The sequence below is a fragment of the Actinacidiphila sp. DG2A-62 genome, assembly GCF_035825295.1.
Classification (GTDB): Bacteria; Actinomycetota; Actinomycetes; order Streptomycetales; family Streptomycetaceae; genus Actinacidiphila.
Genome location: NZ_JAYMGI010000002.1, coordinates 70,481 through 86,395 on the forward strand (window position 1 = coordinate 70,481; position 15,915 = coordinate 86,395).

The following is a 15,915-nucleotide window of genomic DNA, read 5'->3' on the forward strand; positions in this document are numbered from 1 at the left end:
GTCAGGCCCTCTTTCCTGCGCGGCCGAGCCGCACGGCCGAGATGAGGAAGAAGATGCCGCCCGGGACGGCGTAACCGGCCGGGTGGCTCAGGCTGGGGTCGTCGCCGCCCGCCGCGGCGATGAACGAGGCGCCGGCCAGGACCGAGATGGCGCCGCTGAGGATCATCGGCCACTGGCCGCCCATCGCGCGGCGGGGCACGGCCACGATCAGCTGCACCAGGCCGGCGACCACGGCCCAGGCGCCCCACACCCGCAGCACCGCCGGGATGCCCGACGCGCAGGCGATCGCGACGCCGACGGCGGTGATCGCGCTGACGGCCGTGTTCACGTACAGCAGCCGCGGCGACGAACCGCTGCTCGAGGACCGCGCGTCGTAGACGGCCGCGGCCGCGTCGAACAGCGGGTACAGCACGAGGAGCGTGTCCACCAGGGGGTCGAGGTGGTCCGCGACCGCCAGCATCACGACGGCCCAGACGATGGCGAAGGCGAAGCGCGCGAAATACAGCCGCCGCAGGGCCGAAGCGGGCCCCGTGGTGTCGGGCTGAGCAGCGATGGCGCTCACGATGTTCCTTTCGGAGGTCGAGCGGGGGGATCGGGGGGACCGGGAGCGGTCCGCCCGGCAGCGGGGGATGAAGGTTCTACGGGCGGGTGCGTCAGCGGCCGGTGCCGCGGGAGGCGTCCTCGATGATCTTCGTGACCGCGCCGGGGCGGCTGATCATCACGGCGTGCGAGGCGTCGACCTCCTCGATGTGGGCGCCGGCCCGTTCGGACATGAAGCGCTGCAGGTCGGGAGCGATGGCGTGGTCGTTCCTGGTGATCAGGCTCCAGGAGGGGATGGTGCGGTAGGCCTCCGCGACGCTGGCGTCGGTGACCGCCCGGGTGTCGGCCGGGCGCTGCGCCGCCGCGAGGTCGGCGGCCGTGGTCGGGTCGACGTCACCGGCGAAGCTGTCCCGGAAGTGGTCCGGGTCGATGGAGACCTCCGTGCCGCCCGGGACCTCGGTGGACACCAGCGGGATCGGCGGCGTGGACTTCGCCGCCAGTTCGCCGACGGTCTCGCCCTGCGCGGGGATGAAGCCGGCGACGTAGACGAGGGCCTTGACGTCGGGGTCGGTGACCGCGGCGTTGGTGATCACGGCGCCGCCGTAGGAGTGGCCGACCAGCACCACGGGGCCGTCGATGCCGGCCAGATAGCTGGAGACGTAGGCGGAGTCGCTGGTGAGCCCTCGCAGCGGGTCGGCGATGGCGCGCACCGGATAGCCGTCGTGGCGCAGGCGCTCCATGACCCGGTCCCAGCTGGAGGAGTCCGCCCACGCTCCGTGCACGAGGACGACGGTCGGCTTGGGGGAGGCGGAGTGCGGGGCGCCGTGCGACGCGCTGGCCACGGCGGGGACGGTGGTGGCTCCCAGGAGGGCGAAGGCTCCGGCGGTGAGGGCGACGGAGCGGGAGATACGGAGACGCATGCGGGGTCCCATCGGTCGGCAGGCGTGAGCGGGCGGCATCCGGGGACGCCGGCATCACGCGAGAGAGAACGTTCGGTCTCCTGACGGTACACCGCACACCCGCTCTCTTGTCAACCGAACGTTCTCCCCCTTCAATGGAGCCGAGGGCGCCGACGCCCGGAAGACGTCCCGCCACGCCCGCCTGTGGCCAACGCGCTGCGCCGGTCGTAGAGTGAACGTTACATACACATCGGGGCGACCGAAGGAGACTGCCCGTGCCGGCCACATCGGACGACGTCGACACAGACGCACTCCCCGCTCTCCTCCTGCTGCACGGGGGCGGGCCGGGAGTCGACGCGGAGAGCAACTGGACGAGCGTGCGCGCGCGCCTGTCGGCCGGATTCCGCTGCCTGGCCCCGGACCTCCTGGGGTTCGGCTCGCAGATCCCCGCGGCGGTCGGCATCCGGGGTCCGCGGGCCTGGGCGCGGGCCCGCGCACGGCAGGTCGTGGAGTTGCTCGACCGCGAGGGCCTGGAGCGTGTCCACGTCGTCGGCAACTCGGCCGCCGGCGGGGCGGCGGCCCTCGCCCTCATGTCCATGGCTCCCGAACGGGTCGCGCGCGCCGTCGTCATGGGCGGAGCGGGAACCGGACCACTGCCCTGGTCCGTTCCGTTCTACGACGATCCGACCGAGCGGTCGATGCGGGCCACCCTCGGCCGCCTGGTCGCGGACGAGGCCGCCCACGCCGACCTCCTCGACGAGTTGACCGCCCTCCGGCTGCGGCAGGCCCTGCGTCCCGGGGCGGAGTCGGCCTTCCGGTCGATGTTCGCCGCCGGGGACGACTCCCCCGCCGTCGACCTGGAGAAGATCGCCACCCCGGTTCTCGCGCTGCACGGCGAACGCGACCGGGTCTCGCCGGTGCGGGTCTCCGAGCGCCTCGTCGACTCGCTGCCGGACGCCCGGCTGACGGTGGTCGCGGGGCCGGCCACTGGATCCACGTCGACCGGCCGGACGAATTCTGCCGCCTCGTAGGGGAGTTCCTGATCTCATGACGCACGCGAACAGCAGCCGGGCGGAGCACGTCGACGTCCTGGTCGTCGGCGCCGGTCCGGCCGGCCTGACCCTCGCCGTCGACCTCGCACGCCGGGGCGTGGCCTGCCGGGTGATCGAGGCGACGACGGAACGGGGCGTCAACCCCCGCTGCAACACGGTCTCCGCGCGGTCGATGGAGATCTTCCGCCGGCTCGGCGTCGCGGACGAGGTCCGCAGGGCCGGCCTGCCCGAGGACCATCCCACCTCGGTCCACTACCGGACGACGCTGACCGGCGACGAGATCCACCGGCTCGACCTGCCCTCCTCCGGTGAGGTGCTGGCCGGCGCGGGCAGGGACGCGTGGCCGGGCCCGGAGCCGCAGCACCGGATCTCCCAGCTGTTCCTGGAGCCGATCCTGGAGGAGTACGCGAGCCGGCTCCGCCCCGGGCCGTCGATCGAGCGCGGCGCCCGGCTGACCGGGTTCCGGCAGCACGACGACCACGTCGAGGCCGAGGTGGAGACCGGAGGCGAGCGCCGGACCCTGCGCTGCGCGTACCTGGTCGGCTGCGACGGCGCGCACAGCACCGTCCGCCGCCTGCTGGGCATCCGCTACGAGGGCGTCGACGCGATCCAGCAGTTCGTGTCGACGTTCCTGCACTCCCCCGAGCTGGGACGGATGACGGCGCGGGACCGCGCGTGGACGTACTGGACCTACGGCCGCCGGATCTCCTCCCTCATCGCCATCGACGGAGCCTCCCGGTGGCTGCACCACGTGGCCTTCTCCCCCGGCCACGACACCGGGGCCGAGGACCCGCGGCAGCTGCTGCGCGAGGCGGTCGGCGAGCCCGTCGAGCACGAGGTGCTCGGGGTGGTGCGCTGGACCGGGCGCCGGCTGGTCGCCCGGCGGTACCGCGAGGGGCGGGTGTTCCTGGCCGGGGACGCCGCGCACATCTGGATCCCGGTCGGGGGCTTCGGGATGAACGCCGGCATCCAGGACGCGGTGACGCTGGGCTGGATGCTGGCGGCGGTCCACCACGGCTGGGCGCCGCCGCGGGTGCTGGACGCGTACGAGCTGGAGCGCAAGCCGGTGGGTGAGCAGGTCGCCGGGGCGGTGGGCGCGGCGGCCGGCAAGGCGTTCGAGCGGTTCCCGCCGGACATCCACCTGCCGGGACCGGACGGCGAGAAGGCCCGTGCGGCGTTCGCCGAGCGCCTCGCCGCCTCCGAGCCGCAGCGGTACTCCCCCGACGGCTTCAGCTTCGGTTACCACTACGCGGGCTCGCCCCTCGTGGTCGGCGGCGGGGAACCGGCCGCGATCACCATGGGCGGCTACCCGCGGCGGGCACGACCGGGATTCCGGCTGCCGCACGTCTGGCTCGACGACGGCCGGTCCGTGCTGGACGCGCTCGGCCCCGGCTTCACCCTCGTACGGACGGACCGGGCCGCCGGCGTCGGGTCCTGGGCCGCGGCGGGCCGCGAACTCGGCATCCCCCTGGCCGTGGTCGACCTGCCGGGGCGGTGGCCCGACCGGTTCCCGGCCGAGCTGCTGCTGGTCCGGCCGGACCAGCACGTCGCCTGGATGGGCGGAGCCGGCGCTCGCGCCGACGAGCTCCTGCGGACAGTCACCGGGCGGATCGCCGCCCGGCAGCGGTAGAGATCACCGGGAGAGGGCACCATGTCATACGCACTGGGTATCGACGTCGGCGGCACGTTCACCGACGCGGTCGCCTCGGACGGCGCCGGCCGGATCGTCTCGGCCAAGACGCCGACGACGCCGCCGAACCGCGAGGCCGGAGTGATGCGCGCGATCGAGGACATCGCGGCGGAGCTGGGCATCGGGGTCGGTGAGCTGCTGGCGCAGACCGACTACATCGCCCACGGCACGACCGCGTCGATCAACGCCCTCGTCCAGGGGCAGGTGGCCGATGTGGGGCTGATCGCCACCAAGGGCCACCGGGACGCCGTCTACATCATGAACGCCGAGGGCCGCACCCTGGGCCGGTCGGCCCACGAGATCCAGGACACGCTCCGGCAGCGCAAGCCCGCGCCCCTGATCCCCAAGTACCGGGCGCTCGAAGTCACCGAGCGGATCGACCACGCGGGCAGGGTGCTCGTCCCGCTCGACGAGGACGAGGTCCGCGCCGTCGCCCGCTCGCTGGTGGACCAGGGGGTCGAGGCGATCGCCGTCTGCCTGCTGTGGTCGTTCAAGAACGGCGCCCACGAACAGCGTGTCCGCGAGCTGATCCACGAGATCGCGCCGGACATGTACGTCACGCTCTCCTGCGAGGTCAGCCCGCGCATCCGCGAGTTCTCCCGGACCTCGACGACCGTCATGAACGCCCAGGTGGGCCCGCGGCTGCGCACCTACCTGCTCCCCCTGCGGAACCGGCTGGAGGAGGCCGGGCTGAAGGGCCCGCTGCTGGTCATGCAGAGCGAGGGCGGAACCATCACGGCCGACCGGGCGCCGGAGCACGCCATCACCACCGTCGGCTCCGTCCTGTCCGGCGGTGTCATCGGCGGGATGCGGCTGGCCGAACAGCTGGGACACCGCAACGTCATCACCACCGACGTCGGCGGCACGACCTTCCTGGCCGGACTGATCGTCGACGGCGAGCCGGTCATGGCGCCGGGCTCCGTCGTGAACCAGTTCCCGATCAACGCGGCGACCATCCGCGTGCACACGATCGGCTCGGGAGGCGGGGCCCTCGCCTCGGTGGACTCCGGCGGGAACCTGCGCCTGGGCCCGCAGAGCGCCGAGGCCGTCCCGGGCCCCGCCTGCTACGGCAACGGCGGCACCCGCCCGACGAACACCGACGCGAATTTGGTCCTCGGCATCCTGAGCCCGCGCGGGCTGTTGGGCGGCAGGAAGCCCCTGCGCGTGGACCTGGCGCGGCAGGCCATCCGCGAGCACGTGGCCGAACCGCTCGGCCTCACCGTCGAGGAGGCCGCCATCGCCATCCACGAGGTGCAGAACGCCCAGGCGGGGGACCTGCTGCGGCGGGCCGTCGTCCAGGCCGGCTACGACCCCCGCGAGTTCGTGGCCTACGCCTTCGGCGGGGCCGGCCCCGCCCACTGCGCCGGCGACTGCCAGGACCTCGGCGTGAGCGAGGTCGTCGTGCCGCTCGGACCGGTGGCGTCGGCGTTCTCTGCCTACGGGCTCGCCGCCTCGGACGTCACCATGAGCGCCGAGCTGTCCGACCCCTCGTCGTTCCCGGTCGACCACACGGTGCTCGAAGCGCACTACGCGCGTCTGGAGGCCGATCTGCAGCGCGCGCTCGACCGGCAGAAGGTGAAGTTCCAGCACGTGACGCTGCAGCGGGAGATCGATCTGCGCTACTCGATGCAGGTCGCGGAGCTGTCGACGACCGTTCCCGACACGGAGTTCACCGAGCGGACCGGTGCGGAGATCCTGCGGCGCTTCGAGGAGCAGTACGAGCGCATCAACGGCAGCGGCGCCGGCTACCGCGAGGCCGGTGTGCAGGCCATCACCTACCGCGTGCGGGCCAAGGCCGGCCTCGGCTTCCCCGTGGCGCTGCCGGTCGTGCCCGAGGCCGACGGTCCCGACCCGTCCTGGGCGCTGATCGGCGAGCGCCGCGTCTGCCTCGACTCCCGGACCGGCTACGTACCGACCCCCGTCTACGACTACGCCCGGCTGCGGGCGGGCCACGAACTCGTCGGTCCGGCGATCGTCGACGTGCCGACCACGGTCGTGGTGGTTCCCGCCGGCGTCACCGGTCGCGTCGACCGTCTCGGCAACCTCGTGCTGCGCTACCAGTGAGGACAGTTTCCATGACATCGAAGATCCCCGGGGCGGACGAGTTCACCAGCCGGCCCGTTCCGCGCGAGGAACTGCTCCGGCAGATCCCGTCCACCCTGCCCCTGCACCAGATCGACGACGAACAGGCCGGCCGCGTCGACGCCCTGACCTACGAGGTCGTCCGGCACCGCCTGTGGGCCGTCACCCAGGAGATGGGTGAGACGCTGAGGCGGATGTCGGGCTCGCACGTCGTGACCGAGTCCAACGACTTCAACTTCTCCATCTGCGACGAGCTGGGCGAGCAGGTCCAGGTCGGCGCCTACAACGTGGGCCTCATCGGCTCGATGGACCTGGCCATCGTCTGGACCCTGCGCAACCGCAGCGACAACCCGGGCATCGAGGAAGGGGACATGTTCCTCTGCAACGACCCGTGGATCGGCGGCGGCCTGCACCAGAACGACGCCGCGGTGCTCGCCCCGGTCTTCCATGACGGCAAGCTGTTCGGCTGGACGACCGCCATCGCCCACCAGGTCGACCTCGGCGGCCCGCGGCCCGGCTCGTTCAGCCCGTCGGCGCAGGACGTGTTCGGCGAGGCGGTGCCCACTCCGCCGATGAAGGTGGTCCGAGGCGGGGTGCTGCAGCGCGACGTCGCCGACGCCTGGGTCCGCAGGTCCCGGCTGCCCCACCTGGTGGGCCTCGACCTGCGGGCGAAGATCGCCGCCAACAAGAACGCCGCGGACCAGATCCTGCGGCTCATCGGCAAGTACGGCGCCGACACGGTCAAGGCCGTGATGCGCCGGATGATGGACGACGCGGAGCGCCGACTCCGGGCCAAGCTGGCGACCCTGCCGGACGGCACGTGGACGGCGGTCGGCTACCAGGAGCAGTCCCGTACCGGCGACCGCGACCTGCACGCGATCAAGGTCGCCATGACCAAGGAGGCGGACCGGCTGGTCTTCGACTTCCGGGGGACGGCCGGGCAGACCGGCATCATCAACTGCCCCTACCCGGGGCTGCGGGCCGGGATCGTCTTCACGATGCTGCCGCTGCTGGCCGGGGACATCCCCTGGGCGGCCGGCGGACTGATGCGCTGCTTCGAGATCGTCACCGAAGAGGACACCCTCACCAACGCGTCGTTCCCGGCGGCCGTCGGCAAGGGGCCGTTCGGACCGGCGTGGGGGTCGGGCAACCTCGTCGCCGAGGTGATCGCCAGGATGCTGGACGCCGAACCCGACCACCGCACCGACGTGCAGTCGATCTGCAACGGCACCACCGACCTGTGCGTGGTCTCCGGCGTCGACGTCCGCGGCGGCGGCAGCAGGGGCTTCGTGTCCCCGGTCTTCGACGTCATGGCCGGCGGGTACGGGGCCCAGGTGCACCACGACGGCGTCGACACCGGCGGCCGGCTGATCATCCCCTCGGCGCGGGCCCCCGACGTGGAGATGACCGAATACCTGTACCCGCTGGTCGCTCTGTGGCGGCGGGAGCAGACCGACTCCGGCGGTCCGGGCCGGCAGCGGGGCGGGATGAGCGGCTCGGTCTGCTACGTGCAGCACCCGGACCAGAGCGGAGCGATGTCCCTGGTCGTCTCCGGCACCGGCAAGGTCGCGAACCAGAACGTCGGACTGGCCGGGGGCTACCCCGGAAACTCCCAGCTCGACCTGGTGGTGCGCGGCATCGACACCCCGCAGCTCGCCGGCGCGACGGCCGTCCCCGGTGACCTCGACGCGCTCGGCGGCACCATCGAGGTGCTGCCCTGCGAAGGAGAGTCCACCCTCGGCGCGGGCGACGCGCTCTTCCTGCACTGGCAGGCGGGCGGCGGCTACGGCGACCCGCTGCTGCGGCCGGCCGAGGCCGTGCGGGAGGACGTGCTGCAGGTGCGGGTGTCGCCCGACGCCGCGCGGGAGGTCTACGGCGTCGTCCTCCAGGAAGACCTCCGAACGGTGGACGCCGCCGCGACCGAGGAGACGCGCGAGAAGCTGCGGCAGCGCCGGGCCTCCGACGCCGGACTGCCCGGCGCCCGGCTCGCGCCGACCGGCGCTCCCGGCCTGGATGCGGCGCGCCGGCTCGACGACAACCTGGCCGTGCTGGAGTCGCCCGGCGGCGGGACGGTGGTGTGCGTCCACTGCGGCACCCGGATCGGGCCGCTGGCCGACGGCGCGTACGTCGCGTCGCTGGCCCGGCGTGAGGTGGCGCCCGCCGAGGCGGGCCCGCACATCTGGCACGACCCGTCTCAGTACGTCGACGCGGAGGTCGTCTTCCGGCAACTGTGCTGCCCGGGCTGTCTGACGGCCGTCGACTCCCGGGTGGTGCCCGCCGACCACCCGCTTCCCGTCCACCACTACCGCGGGTGGGCCTGACGCCGCCCGCACGGGAAGCGCGAGCACGAGCGCACCCCTCGGCCCGGTGACGGGCCGAGGGGTGCGTCGCGAAGGACAGGGCCGGAGGCGCGGAAGGCGCCTCCGGCCGGTTCTCTACGGCTTGGAGCCGTTCATGATGTTGGCGATCGGCCCGATGAGGAACCACGTGCCGTCCATGCCCTGCCCCTTGATCTGGTCAGGAGCGGTGTCGCCGGTGAAGTAGTAGAGGGGGTGGCCTCCGTAGGTGACCTGCTTGGCGCCGTCGGTGCGGGTGATGGTGCCCACGCTGCTCGGCACGGTGTACTTGCCGGTCACGGTCACCGGCTTGTCCGTCGTGAGCGGAGGCCACTTCTTCGCGCACGTGTCGTAGCAGGTGGACGCCGTTCCCTTGTCCTTGGTGTTCAGGTACAGCGTGCGCCCGGCCGCGTCGGTCAGCCAGATGCCCGCCGGGCCCTTCGCGGTCTTCAGGACCAGCTGCGAACCGTCCGCACTCGGCGCCGCCGGGCTCGTCGTCGAACCCGTGGCTTCCGAGGTCGGCGCCCCCGAGGCCGTCTTCGAGCCGGCGGCCGACGAGTCATCGGAGGAGCTGTCGCACGCCGCCGCGAAGGTCGCCAGGGCGGCCAGGGTGAGGCCGGCGCCGAGCGCTCGCAGTGATGTTGTTTGGAGCATGACCATCCTTAGAAAGTTCGCGGTGGGCATCGATACGCCGTTCACGCACATGTGAATGTATGGAGCGATCGCTACACGTGGGAATCTAGGCCACCCTTGTCACATGCGTCAAGACCGATCATTCTGTCTTGCTGGCTGGAGGAGTCGCGTGCCGGCCGCGCGGCCGGGTCAGACGACCTTGACGGTGACGGCGTGGTAGCCGGTGGCGCCGTTCGGCACCACGCCCTGGACGGCCGAGGTCTGCAGGGCGCCGGTGCCGTCCGTCGCGCGCACCCTGACCTTGTGGGAGCCCCTGGCCGCGTCCGTCCACGCGTACGTCCACTGCCGCCAGGTGTCCGGAGTGTCCGACGCCGCCAGGGCCGCCTCCTTCCAGGCGCCGTCGTCGATCTGCACCTCCACGGCGGCGACGCCGCGGTGATTGGCCCAGGCCGTGCCGGCGAGCACCACGGTCCCGGCCGGCACCGTCGCTCCGGACCTCGGCACGTCGATCCGGGACGCGGTCTTGACCGGGGCCTGCGGCGAATAGCCGCGCGGCGTCCAGTACGCGTCGGACGCGGCGAACGTGGTCAGGTTCAGATCGACCACCCACTTGGTGGCGGACACGTATCCGTACAGTCCCGGGATCACCATCCGGCACGGGAAGCCGTGCTCGGTCGGCAGCGCCTCGCCGTTCATCGCGACCGCCAGCATCGCGTGCCGGCCGTCGAGCACCGCCTCGACCGGCGAACCGATCGTCATTCCGTCCGTCGAGGTGGACAGGATCATGTCCGCCCCCCGGTGCACGCCGGCCCGGCGCAGCAGCGGCGCCAAAGGGGTGCCCAGCCAGCGCGCGTTCCCCAGGTAGGGCCCGCCCACCGGATTGGACACGCAGGTCAGCGTGATGTCGTGTTCCTCGAACCGGTAGGAGAGCAGCTCCTCGAAGGTGATCTCGAACGGGCGGTCCACCATGCCGTGGATCTTCAGCTTCCAGTCCCTCGGGTCCACCGCGGGGACCACGAGCGCCGTGTCCACCCGGTAGAACTCGGAGTTCGGCGTGAGGAACGGCCCGAGCCCGCGCACGTTCGGGTGGACGGCGGCGGGCGGTTCGGGCAGCGTGTTCGCCGGGGTCGGCAGCACGACCTTCGAGCGCGCGCCCGAGACGTCGTAGCGTTTGTCGATCCACGCCTTGCCGCCGAACCCGGCCACCAGCGCGCCCGCGGCCGTTCCCAGCGTGCCGATCACGAAGCGGCGCCTGCCGCCCGATTCCGCGAAGGCCCCCGGCTCCCGCGGGGGAAGCAGCGTCAGCCAGCACAGCACCAGGGCCGCGACGAACCCCGCGAGCAGTGAGGGAAGCAGCCAACTCGCGTGCGCTGCCGGGCGGGTGACCGCGACGACCGCGCCGATCCCGCCGACCAGCGCGGTCAAGACGGCCGCGACGGTCAGCCGGATGCGAGCGAGCACGCCGTCGACGGCCGCCAGCACCGCGACCGTCGCGTAGACGCCCGTCAGGAGCACCGTCTTGTCGTTGCTGCCGAAGTGGCGGATGGCGAACTGTTCGAGCCACGTCGGCGTGATGCTGATCGCCCAGGTCCCGACGGCCGTCACCGGCGCCGATGCCTCCCCGGTGGCCACCGCGACCAGCTCACCGACGGCCAGGCCCGCTCCGCCGGCGACGAGACCGGCGATCGCCCCCCGCAGCAGGTGTCCGGCACGGGCGGCCGAGCGCGTCCCGCCCGCGGTGGAGACCGACTCCCGCGGCGGGTCCTCCCCTGCCGGTTCCGGTGCCGACCCTTCCGCGGCCCTCCCCCGACCGCCGCCGGGCTGCTGCTCGCTCATGCGTCCTCCGTGAAGATTCGTCTCGGGCCCGGCGACGCCGGGCTCCCTGGGGCGGAACGACGAGTCGTACGGCGTGACGTCCGTCCGATCCGGCCGAGGGGTGAGGCTGAGGCACAGCGCGCGCACGGGGCGCGGATCCCGTCGGGAACGACGTGACCCGTGGCGTGGTCGGCTGCGGATCGGGAGCGGGGCAGAGGACCGGCAGTGCGATGCCGGCGTGCCGAACGCGGGACGACCGAACGTTCTACCCAAGCTCAGGATGACCGCCCGGTCAGGCGCTGTCAAGATCGAACGTTCTCTCTCTTCAGTGCACGGCCGCTCCGGGGACCCGCGCGCGTCGTTCAGGCGCGGGCCGCTGCGGCGAGGTCGAGGGCGACGTCGGTGATCATGTCCTCCTGTCCACCGACCATGCCCCGTCGCCCGACCTCCACGAGGATGCTCCGGGCGTCCAGGCCGAAGCGCTCCGCGGCCGCCTCGGCGTGCCGCAGGAAGCTGGAGTACACGCCGGCGTATCCGAGGCTGAGCGTCTCGCGGTCCACCCGGACCTCCCGGTCCTGCAACGGCCTGACCAGGTCGTCGGCCGCGTCCATCAGGGGGAACAGCTCGCAGCCGTGCTCCCAGCCCATGAGGTCCGCGACCGCCACGAACGCCTCCAGCGGGCAGTTGCCCGCCCCCGCTCCCTGTCCCGTGAGGGAGGCGTCGACCCGGACGGCGCCGCTCTCGACCGCGACGACCGTGTTGGCCACCCCCAGGGCGAGGTTGTGGTGGGCGTGAATGCCCATCTCGGTGCCGGGGTCGAGGACGTCCCGGTAGGCCCGGAACCGGTCCCGCACGCCGTCCATGGTCAGCCGTCCGCCGGAGTCGGTGACGTAGACGCACCTCGCGCCGTAGGACTCCATCAGCTTGGCCTGCCGGGCGAGTTCGGCCGGCTCGGCCATGTGGGACATCATGAGGAAGCCCGCCACGTCCATGCCCAGCTCCCGTGCGGCGCTGATGTGCTGGGCCGCGATGTCCGCCTCGGTGCAGTGCGTCGCGACGCGCACGGACCGGATGCCCAGGGAGTGGGCCTGGCGCAGATCACGCACCGTGCCGATGCCGGGCAGCAGCAGCGTCGTCGGGACGGCTCTCTCGGTGACGCCGACGACGGCCTCGATCCAAGCCCAGTCGGTGTGCGCCCCCACGCCGTAGGTGACGGACGAGCCGGACAGTCCGTCGCCGTGGGCGATCTCGACGGCGGCGACGCCGGAGGCGTCCAGGGCGGCGGCGACGGCCCGCGCCTGTTCCACGGTGTAGCGGTGGCGGACGGCGTGCATGCCGTCCCGCAAGGTCACGTCCTGCACGTACAGACCGGTCATCGGGTGGCCCCTTGTGCGCGGTGGTCGGCGATGCGCTCGGCGGTACGCAGCGCGGCCGACGTCATGATGTCGAGGTTGCCCGCGTAGGCGGGCAGGTAGTGCGCCGCTCCCTCGACCTGGAGGAAGACCGACACCTTGACCGGGTCGCCCGCCGCGTCCCCCGGCAGCAGCGAGCGCAAGGGATCGCCCGGCGGGACGGCCTCGTACTGCACCTCCTGCTTGAGCCGGTAGCCGGGCACGTAGGCCTGGACGCGGGCGACCATCTCGTGCACCGACCGCGTGACGGCCGCGGTGTCGGCGTCCGACACCAGGCAGTGCACGGTGTCGCGCATGATCAGCGGCGGCTCGGCCGGGTTGAGCACGATGATCGCCTTGCCCCGTGCGGCTCCGCCGACCCTCTCGATGGCGCGGGACGTGGTCTCGGTGAACTCGTCGATGTTGGCCCTGGTGCCGGGGCCGGCGGAGCGCGACGCGATGGAGGCGACGATCTCCCCGTAGTGCACGGGCGTGACCGCGCCCACCGCGGCGACGATCGGGATGGTGGCCTGGCCTCCGCAGGTGACCATGTTGACGTTCGGCGCGTCCAGGTGCTCGTCGAGGTTGACGGGCGGGACCACGTAGGGGCCGACCGCCGCGGGCGTCAGGTCCACCACGGTCCGGCCCAGTTCGCGCAGGACCTCGTCGTGGCGTCGGTGCGCCCCGGCGGACGTCGCGTCGAAGACGATCTCCACGTCGGCGAACTCGTCCATCCCCACCAGGCCGTCGATGCCCTCGTGGGTGGCGGCGACCTTCAGCCGCCGGGCCCGGGCCAGGCCGTCCGAGTCCGGGTCGATGCCGGCCATCGCCGCCATCTCCAGGCGCTCCGACAGCCGCAGGACCTTGATCATGAGGTCGGTGCCTATGTTGCCCGACCCGATGACGGCCACCTTGGCGCGGTCACTCATCGCGTCCCCCGCACCGGCGGGCGCCGGGGCGAACCGGACGCGGACGTCGCCCAGCCGCGAGACGGAGGCGGCGAAGACGTCGCCCGGAGCGGCGGCGACCATCGGTCCCAGCGCGCCGGTCAGCACGACGTCCCCGGCCCGCAGCGGATCTCCCAGCTCGGCGAGCGTGCGGGCCAGCCACAGCGCGGCGTTCAGCGGGCTGCCGAGGCAGGCGGCGCCGTCGCCCTCGGAGACCACGTCGCCGTTCCTCGACATGCTCATGGAGACTGCGGCGAGGTCCACCTCGTCGAGGGGCACGCGCTGTTCGCCGAGCACGTAGAGGCCGGAGGAGGCGTTGTCCGCGACCGTGTCGACGAACGTGATGTCCCAGTCGGCGATGCGGCTGTCCACGATCTCCAGGGCGGGGACCGCGTACCCGGTGGCGGCGGCGACGTCGTCCGTCGTGCAGTCGGCGTTCGGGAGACCGGCGTCGAGGACGAGTGCGACCTCCGCCTCCACCTTGGGCTGCAGCAGCCGGCCGAAGGGGACCCGGCCGCCCGGGGGGACCGCCATGTCGGACAGCAGCGCGCCGAAGTCGGGCCGGTCGACGCCGAGCTGACGTTGCACGGCCTGCGAGGTGAGGCCGATCTTGCGTCCGACCAGGCGGAGCCCTCCGGCGACACGCCGCTCGGTGTTCAGCCGTTGGACGGCGTAGGCGGTGTCGACGTCCCCCGCGCGGATGCGACCGCGCACGGGGCGGCACGGGGTTCCGCTCGCGGCCGCGGCCGCGAGCAGGTCCGCGATCTCCCGGACCGTGCCGGAGGAGTCGGGGACAGGAGGGGTGGCGGCAGACATGCGTGCACCTCCGCGGTGAAAGGGTTCTCGGGGTTCCTCGGCGGCGCGGGCCCAGCCGGCGAGCGGGCGCGAGGGGCGCTCAGGAGGCGGTCCACCCGCCGTCGACGGTCAGGTGGGTGCCGGTGACGGACGCGGCGTCCGGCGAGCAGAGGAAGGCGACCGCCCCGGCGACCTCCTCCGGGTCGATGAGGCGCTTCATCGCCGACCGCGCCAGCAGCACCTGCGTCGTCACCTCGTCGACGCTCAGGTCGTGCAGCATCGCCTGGTCGGCCAGCTGCTTCTCCACCAGCGGGGTGCGCACGTATCCGGGGGCCACGCAGTTGCTGGTGACGCCCCTGGCCGCCCCTTCCAGAGCGATGACCTTCGACAGCCCCTGCAGGCCGTGCTTGGCGGTGACGTAAGCGGCCTTGTACGGGCTGGCGCGGAGGCCGTGCACGCTGGACATGTGCACGATCCGCCCCCAGCCCCGCCCGTACATGTACGGCAGCACCGCCCGGCTCAGCAGGAAGGGGGCCTCCAGCATCAGCCGCAGCATCATGGCGAACGTCTCGGGGCGGAACCGGTCGACCGGCGCCACCTCCTGGATCCCGGCGTTGTTGACCAGGATGTCCGCTTCGAGGCGCAGCTCGGCGAGGTCGGCCGTCCGGCTCAGGTCCAGCACCAGCGCCTCGCCGCCGATCCGCTCGGCCGTCCGCGCCGCGCCGTCCGCGTCGATGTCGCACACCACGACGTGCGCTCCCAGCGCGGCCAGCCGTGCCGCCACCGCCGCGCCGATGCCGCTCGCCGCGCCGGTGACCACCGCGCGCCGCCCGGACAGGCCGGGCCGGCCGGCGCGCTCACCGCGACACCGGGGACGCGAAGGGATTGGCGCTCGCGTGGCGGTGCCCCCAGACGTCCGGGGCGCCGAAGTCGTGCGGCACCCAGTGCTCGTCCACCTCGATGCCGCCGCAGCCGATCTCCAGGTGGAACCCGCTGGGATTCCTGACGTAGAAGGAGATGGCCCGGTCGTTCATGTGCCGGCCCAGGCTGATCGTGATGGGCACGCCCTCGGACTCCGCGCGGTCGTGGGCCCTGCCCACGTCGTCGATCGAGTCGTGCTCGATCTCCAGGTGATGGATGGACGCCGTCTCCGCCCGCGCCAGCGCGATGCTGTGATGCGTCCTGTTGCAGCGGAAGAAGAACAGACCGGGGGCTCGGTAGTCGGTCAGCGTGAATTCGAGGACCGACTCGTACAGATCCCGGAGTTCGTCGAGCCTGGGGCTCGCGAGGACCAGGTGGCCGAGGCCGGTGACGCCCGGGGCCGCGTGGACCGGGCGGGCCGCGGCGGTACGGACCTTGGCCGCGCCCACCGCCAGTTCGACCCGGTAGCCCACGGGGTCGGTGAACCAGCGCATGCGGGTGGCGCCGCGCAGTTCCGTCTCGTCGGCCGCGCCCTCGTGGACCTGGTAGCCGGCGGCGGTCAGCCGCCCGGTGAGCCTGTCGAGTTCACCCGGCGTGTCGACGATCCAGCCGATCTCACGCGGGCGGTCCTCCGCCGACGGATAGAGGGCCAGGCGGTACTTGTACACGTCGAGTTCGGCCAGGGCGACGTTCTCCGCCCCGATCTTGTCGTGGGTGACGCCCACCCCCAGCATCCGGTCGAGGAGACCGGTCCACGCGTCGAGATCGGTGACGTCGAGACCGACGTAGCCCAGCTTGGAGACACCCATGCCGA

At 72.7% G+C, this 15,915-nt stretch carries 12 protein-coding genes and 1 pseudogene; 4 read left to right on the plus strand and 9 right to left on the minus strand.

The window, feature by feature from the left end; translation table 11 throughout:
• Position 1 precedes the first annotated feature (1 nt).
• Together VSR01_RS00760 and VSR01_RS00765 are read right to left on the minus strand one after the other, a co-directional pair.
• Entirely contained in the window at positions 2–562 is a 561-nt protein-coding gene (locus tag VSR01_RS00760; RefSeq protein ID WP_326447353.1) for a hypothetical protein, read from the minus strand.
• Positions 563–653: 91 nt separating this feature from the next.
• A complete protein-coding gene (locus tag VSR01_RS00765; RefSeq protein WP_326447354.1) occupies positions 654–1,460 on the minus strand; it encodes an alpha/beta fold hydrolase in 807 nt (268 codons plus the stop codon).
• 254 nt (positions 1,461–1,714) lie between these two features.
• Between VSR01_RS00765 and VSR01_RS00770 the strand changes: the two genes are divergently transcribed.
• From VSR01_RS00770 to VSR01_RS00785, 4 genes are read left to right on the plus strand one after another with little or no spacing between them, the layout of a single operon-like run.
• Positions 1,715–2,470, plus strand: a complete 756-nt coding sequence (locus VSR01_RS00770; protein ID WP_326447355.1) for an alpha/beta fold hydrolase — start codon at positions 1,715–1,717, stop codon at positions 2,468–2,470.
• 16 nt (positions 2,471–2,486) lie between these two features.
• A complete protein-coding gene (locus VSR01_RS00775) occupies positions 2,487–4,121 on the plus strand; it encodes an FAD-dependent monooxygenase (protein WP_326447356.1) in 1,635 nt (544 codons plus the stop codon).
• 21 nt (positions 4,122–4,142) lie between these two features.
• Positions 4,143–6,245: a hydantoinase/oxoprolinase family protein gene (locus VSR01_RS00780; protein WP_326447357.1), complete on the plus strand. Its 2,103-nt coding sequence runs from the start codon at positions 4,143–4,145 to the stop codon at positions 6,243–6,245.
• A gap of 11 nt (positions 6,246–6,256) precedes the next feature.
• A complete protein-coding gene (locus VSR01_RS00785) occupies positions 6,257–8,584 on the plus strand; it encodes a hydantoinase B/oxoprolinase family protein (protein ID WP_326447358.1) in 2,328 nt (775 codons plus the stop codon).
• Between the two features lie 114 nt (positions 8,585–8,698).
• Here the strand turns inward: VSR01_RS00785 and VSR01_RS00790 are convergent, their stop codons facing one another.
• The 7 genes and pseudogenes from VSR01_RS00790 to VSR01_RS00820 form a co-directional block, all read right to left on the minus strand.
• The gene (locus VSR01_RS00790) at positions 8,699–9,253 is read right to left on the minus strand and encodes a COG4315 family predicted lipoprotein (RefSeq protein WP_326447359.1); all 555 of its coding nucleotides are present in this window, start codon (positions 9,251–9,253) and stop codon (positions 8,699–8,701) included.
• Between the two features lie 168 nt (positions 9,254–9,421).
• Entirely contained in the window at positions 9,422–11,068 is a 1,647-nt protein-coding gene (locus VSR01_RS00795) for a molybdopterin-dependent oxidoreductase (protein WP_326447360.1), read from the minus strand.
• Positions 11,069–11,409: 341 nt separating this feature from the next.
• On the minus strand, positions 11,410–12,423 hold the full coding sequence (gene dmpG, locus VSR01_RS00800) for a 4-hydroxy-2-oxovalerate aldolase (protein ID WP_326447361.1): 1,014 nt from the start codon (positions 12,421–12,423) through the stop codon (positions 11,410–11,412).
• Positions 12,420–13,367: an acetaldehyde dehydrogenase (acetylating) gene (locus VSR01_RS00805; RefSeq protein ID WP_326453436.1), complete on the minus strand. Its 948-nt coding sequence runs from the start codon at positions 13,365–13,367 to the stop codon at positions 12,420–12,422. Before VSR01_RS00805 ends, dmpG begins: the two co-directional genes overlap by 4 nt.
• Positions 13,368–13,391: 24 nt before the next feature.
• Positions 13,392–14,201, minus strand: a pseudogene (locus VSR01_RS00810) (2-keto-4-pentenoate hydratase); the annotation flags it as partial.
• Between the two features lie 79 nt (positions 14,202–14,280).
• Entirely contained in the window at positions 14,281–15,066 is a 786-nt protein-coding gene (locus VSR01_RS00815; RefSeq protein ID WP_442785625.1) for a 3-hydroxybutyrate dehydrogenase, read from the minus strand.
• Complete coding sequence (locus VSR01_RS00820; protein WP_326447363.1) at positions 15,038–15,910, minus strand: VOC family protein; 873 nt, start codon at positions 15,908–15,910, stop codon at positions 15,038–15,040. The genes VSR01_RS00815 and VSR01_RS00820 overlap by 29 nt, the downstream gene beginning before the upstream one ends.
• Positions 15,911–15,915: the final 5 nt, after the last annotated feature.

What these genes read in the sequence shown, in the direction of transcription:
- VSR01_RS00765 (WP_326447354.1), bottom strand. Translation starts at nt 1,460, where the DNA reads ATGCGTCTCCGTATCTCCCGCTCCGTCGCCCTCACCGCCGGAGCCTTC.
- VSR01_RS00775 (WP_326447356.1), top strand. Translation starts at nt 2,487, where the DNA reads ATGACGCACGCGAACAGCAGCCGGGCGGAGCACGTCGACGTCCTGGTC.
- VSR01_RS00780 (WP_326447357.1), top strand. Translation starts at nt 4,143, where the DNA reads ATGTCATACGCACTGGGTATCGACGTCGGCGGCACGTTCACCGACGCG.
- VSR01_RS00785 (WP_326447358.1), top strand. Translation starts at nt 6,257, where the DNA reads ATGACATCGAAGATCCCCGGGGCGGACGAGTTCACCAGCCGGCCCGTT.
- VSR01_RS00790 (WP_326447359.1), bottom strand. Translation starts at nt 9,253, where the DNA reads ATGCTCCAAACAACATCACTGCGAGCGCTCGGCGCCGGCCTCACCCTG.
- VSR01_RS00795 (WP_326447360.1), bottom strand. Translation starts at nt 11,068, where the DNA reads ATGAGCGAGCAGCAGCCCGGCGGCGGTCGGGGGAGGGCCGCGGAAGGG.
- dmpG (WP_326447361.1), bottom strand. Translation starts at nt 12,423, where the DNA reads ATGACCGGTCTGTACGTGCAGGACGTGACCTTGCGGGACGGCATGCAC.
- VSR01_RS00805 (WP_326453436.1), bottom strand. Translation starts at nt 13,367, where the DNA reads ATGAGTGACCGCGCCAAGGTGGCCGTCATCGGGTCGGGCAACATAGGC.
- VSR01_RS00820 (WP_326447363.1), bottom strand. Translation starts at nt 15,910, where the DNA reads ATGGGTGTCTCCAAGCTGGGCTACGTCGGTCTCGACGTCACCGATCTC.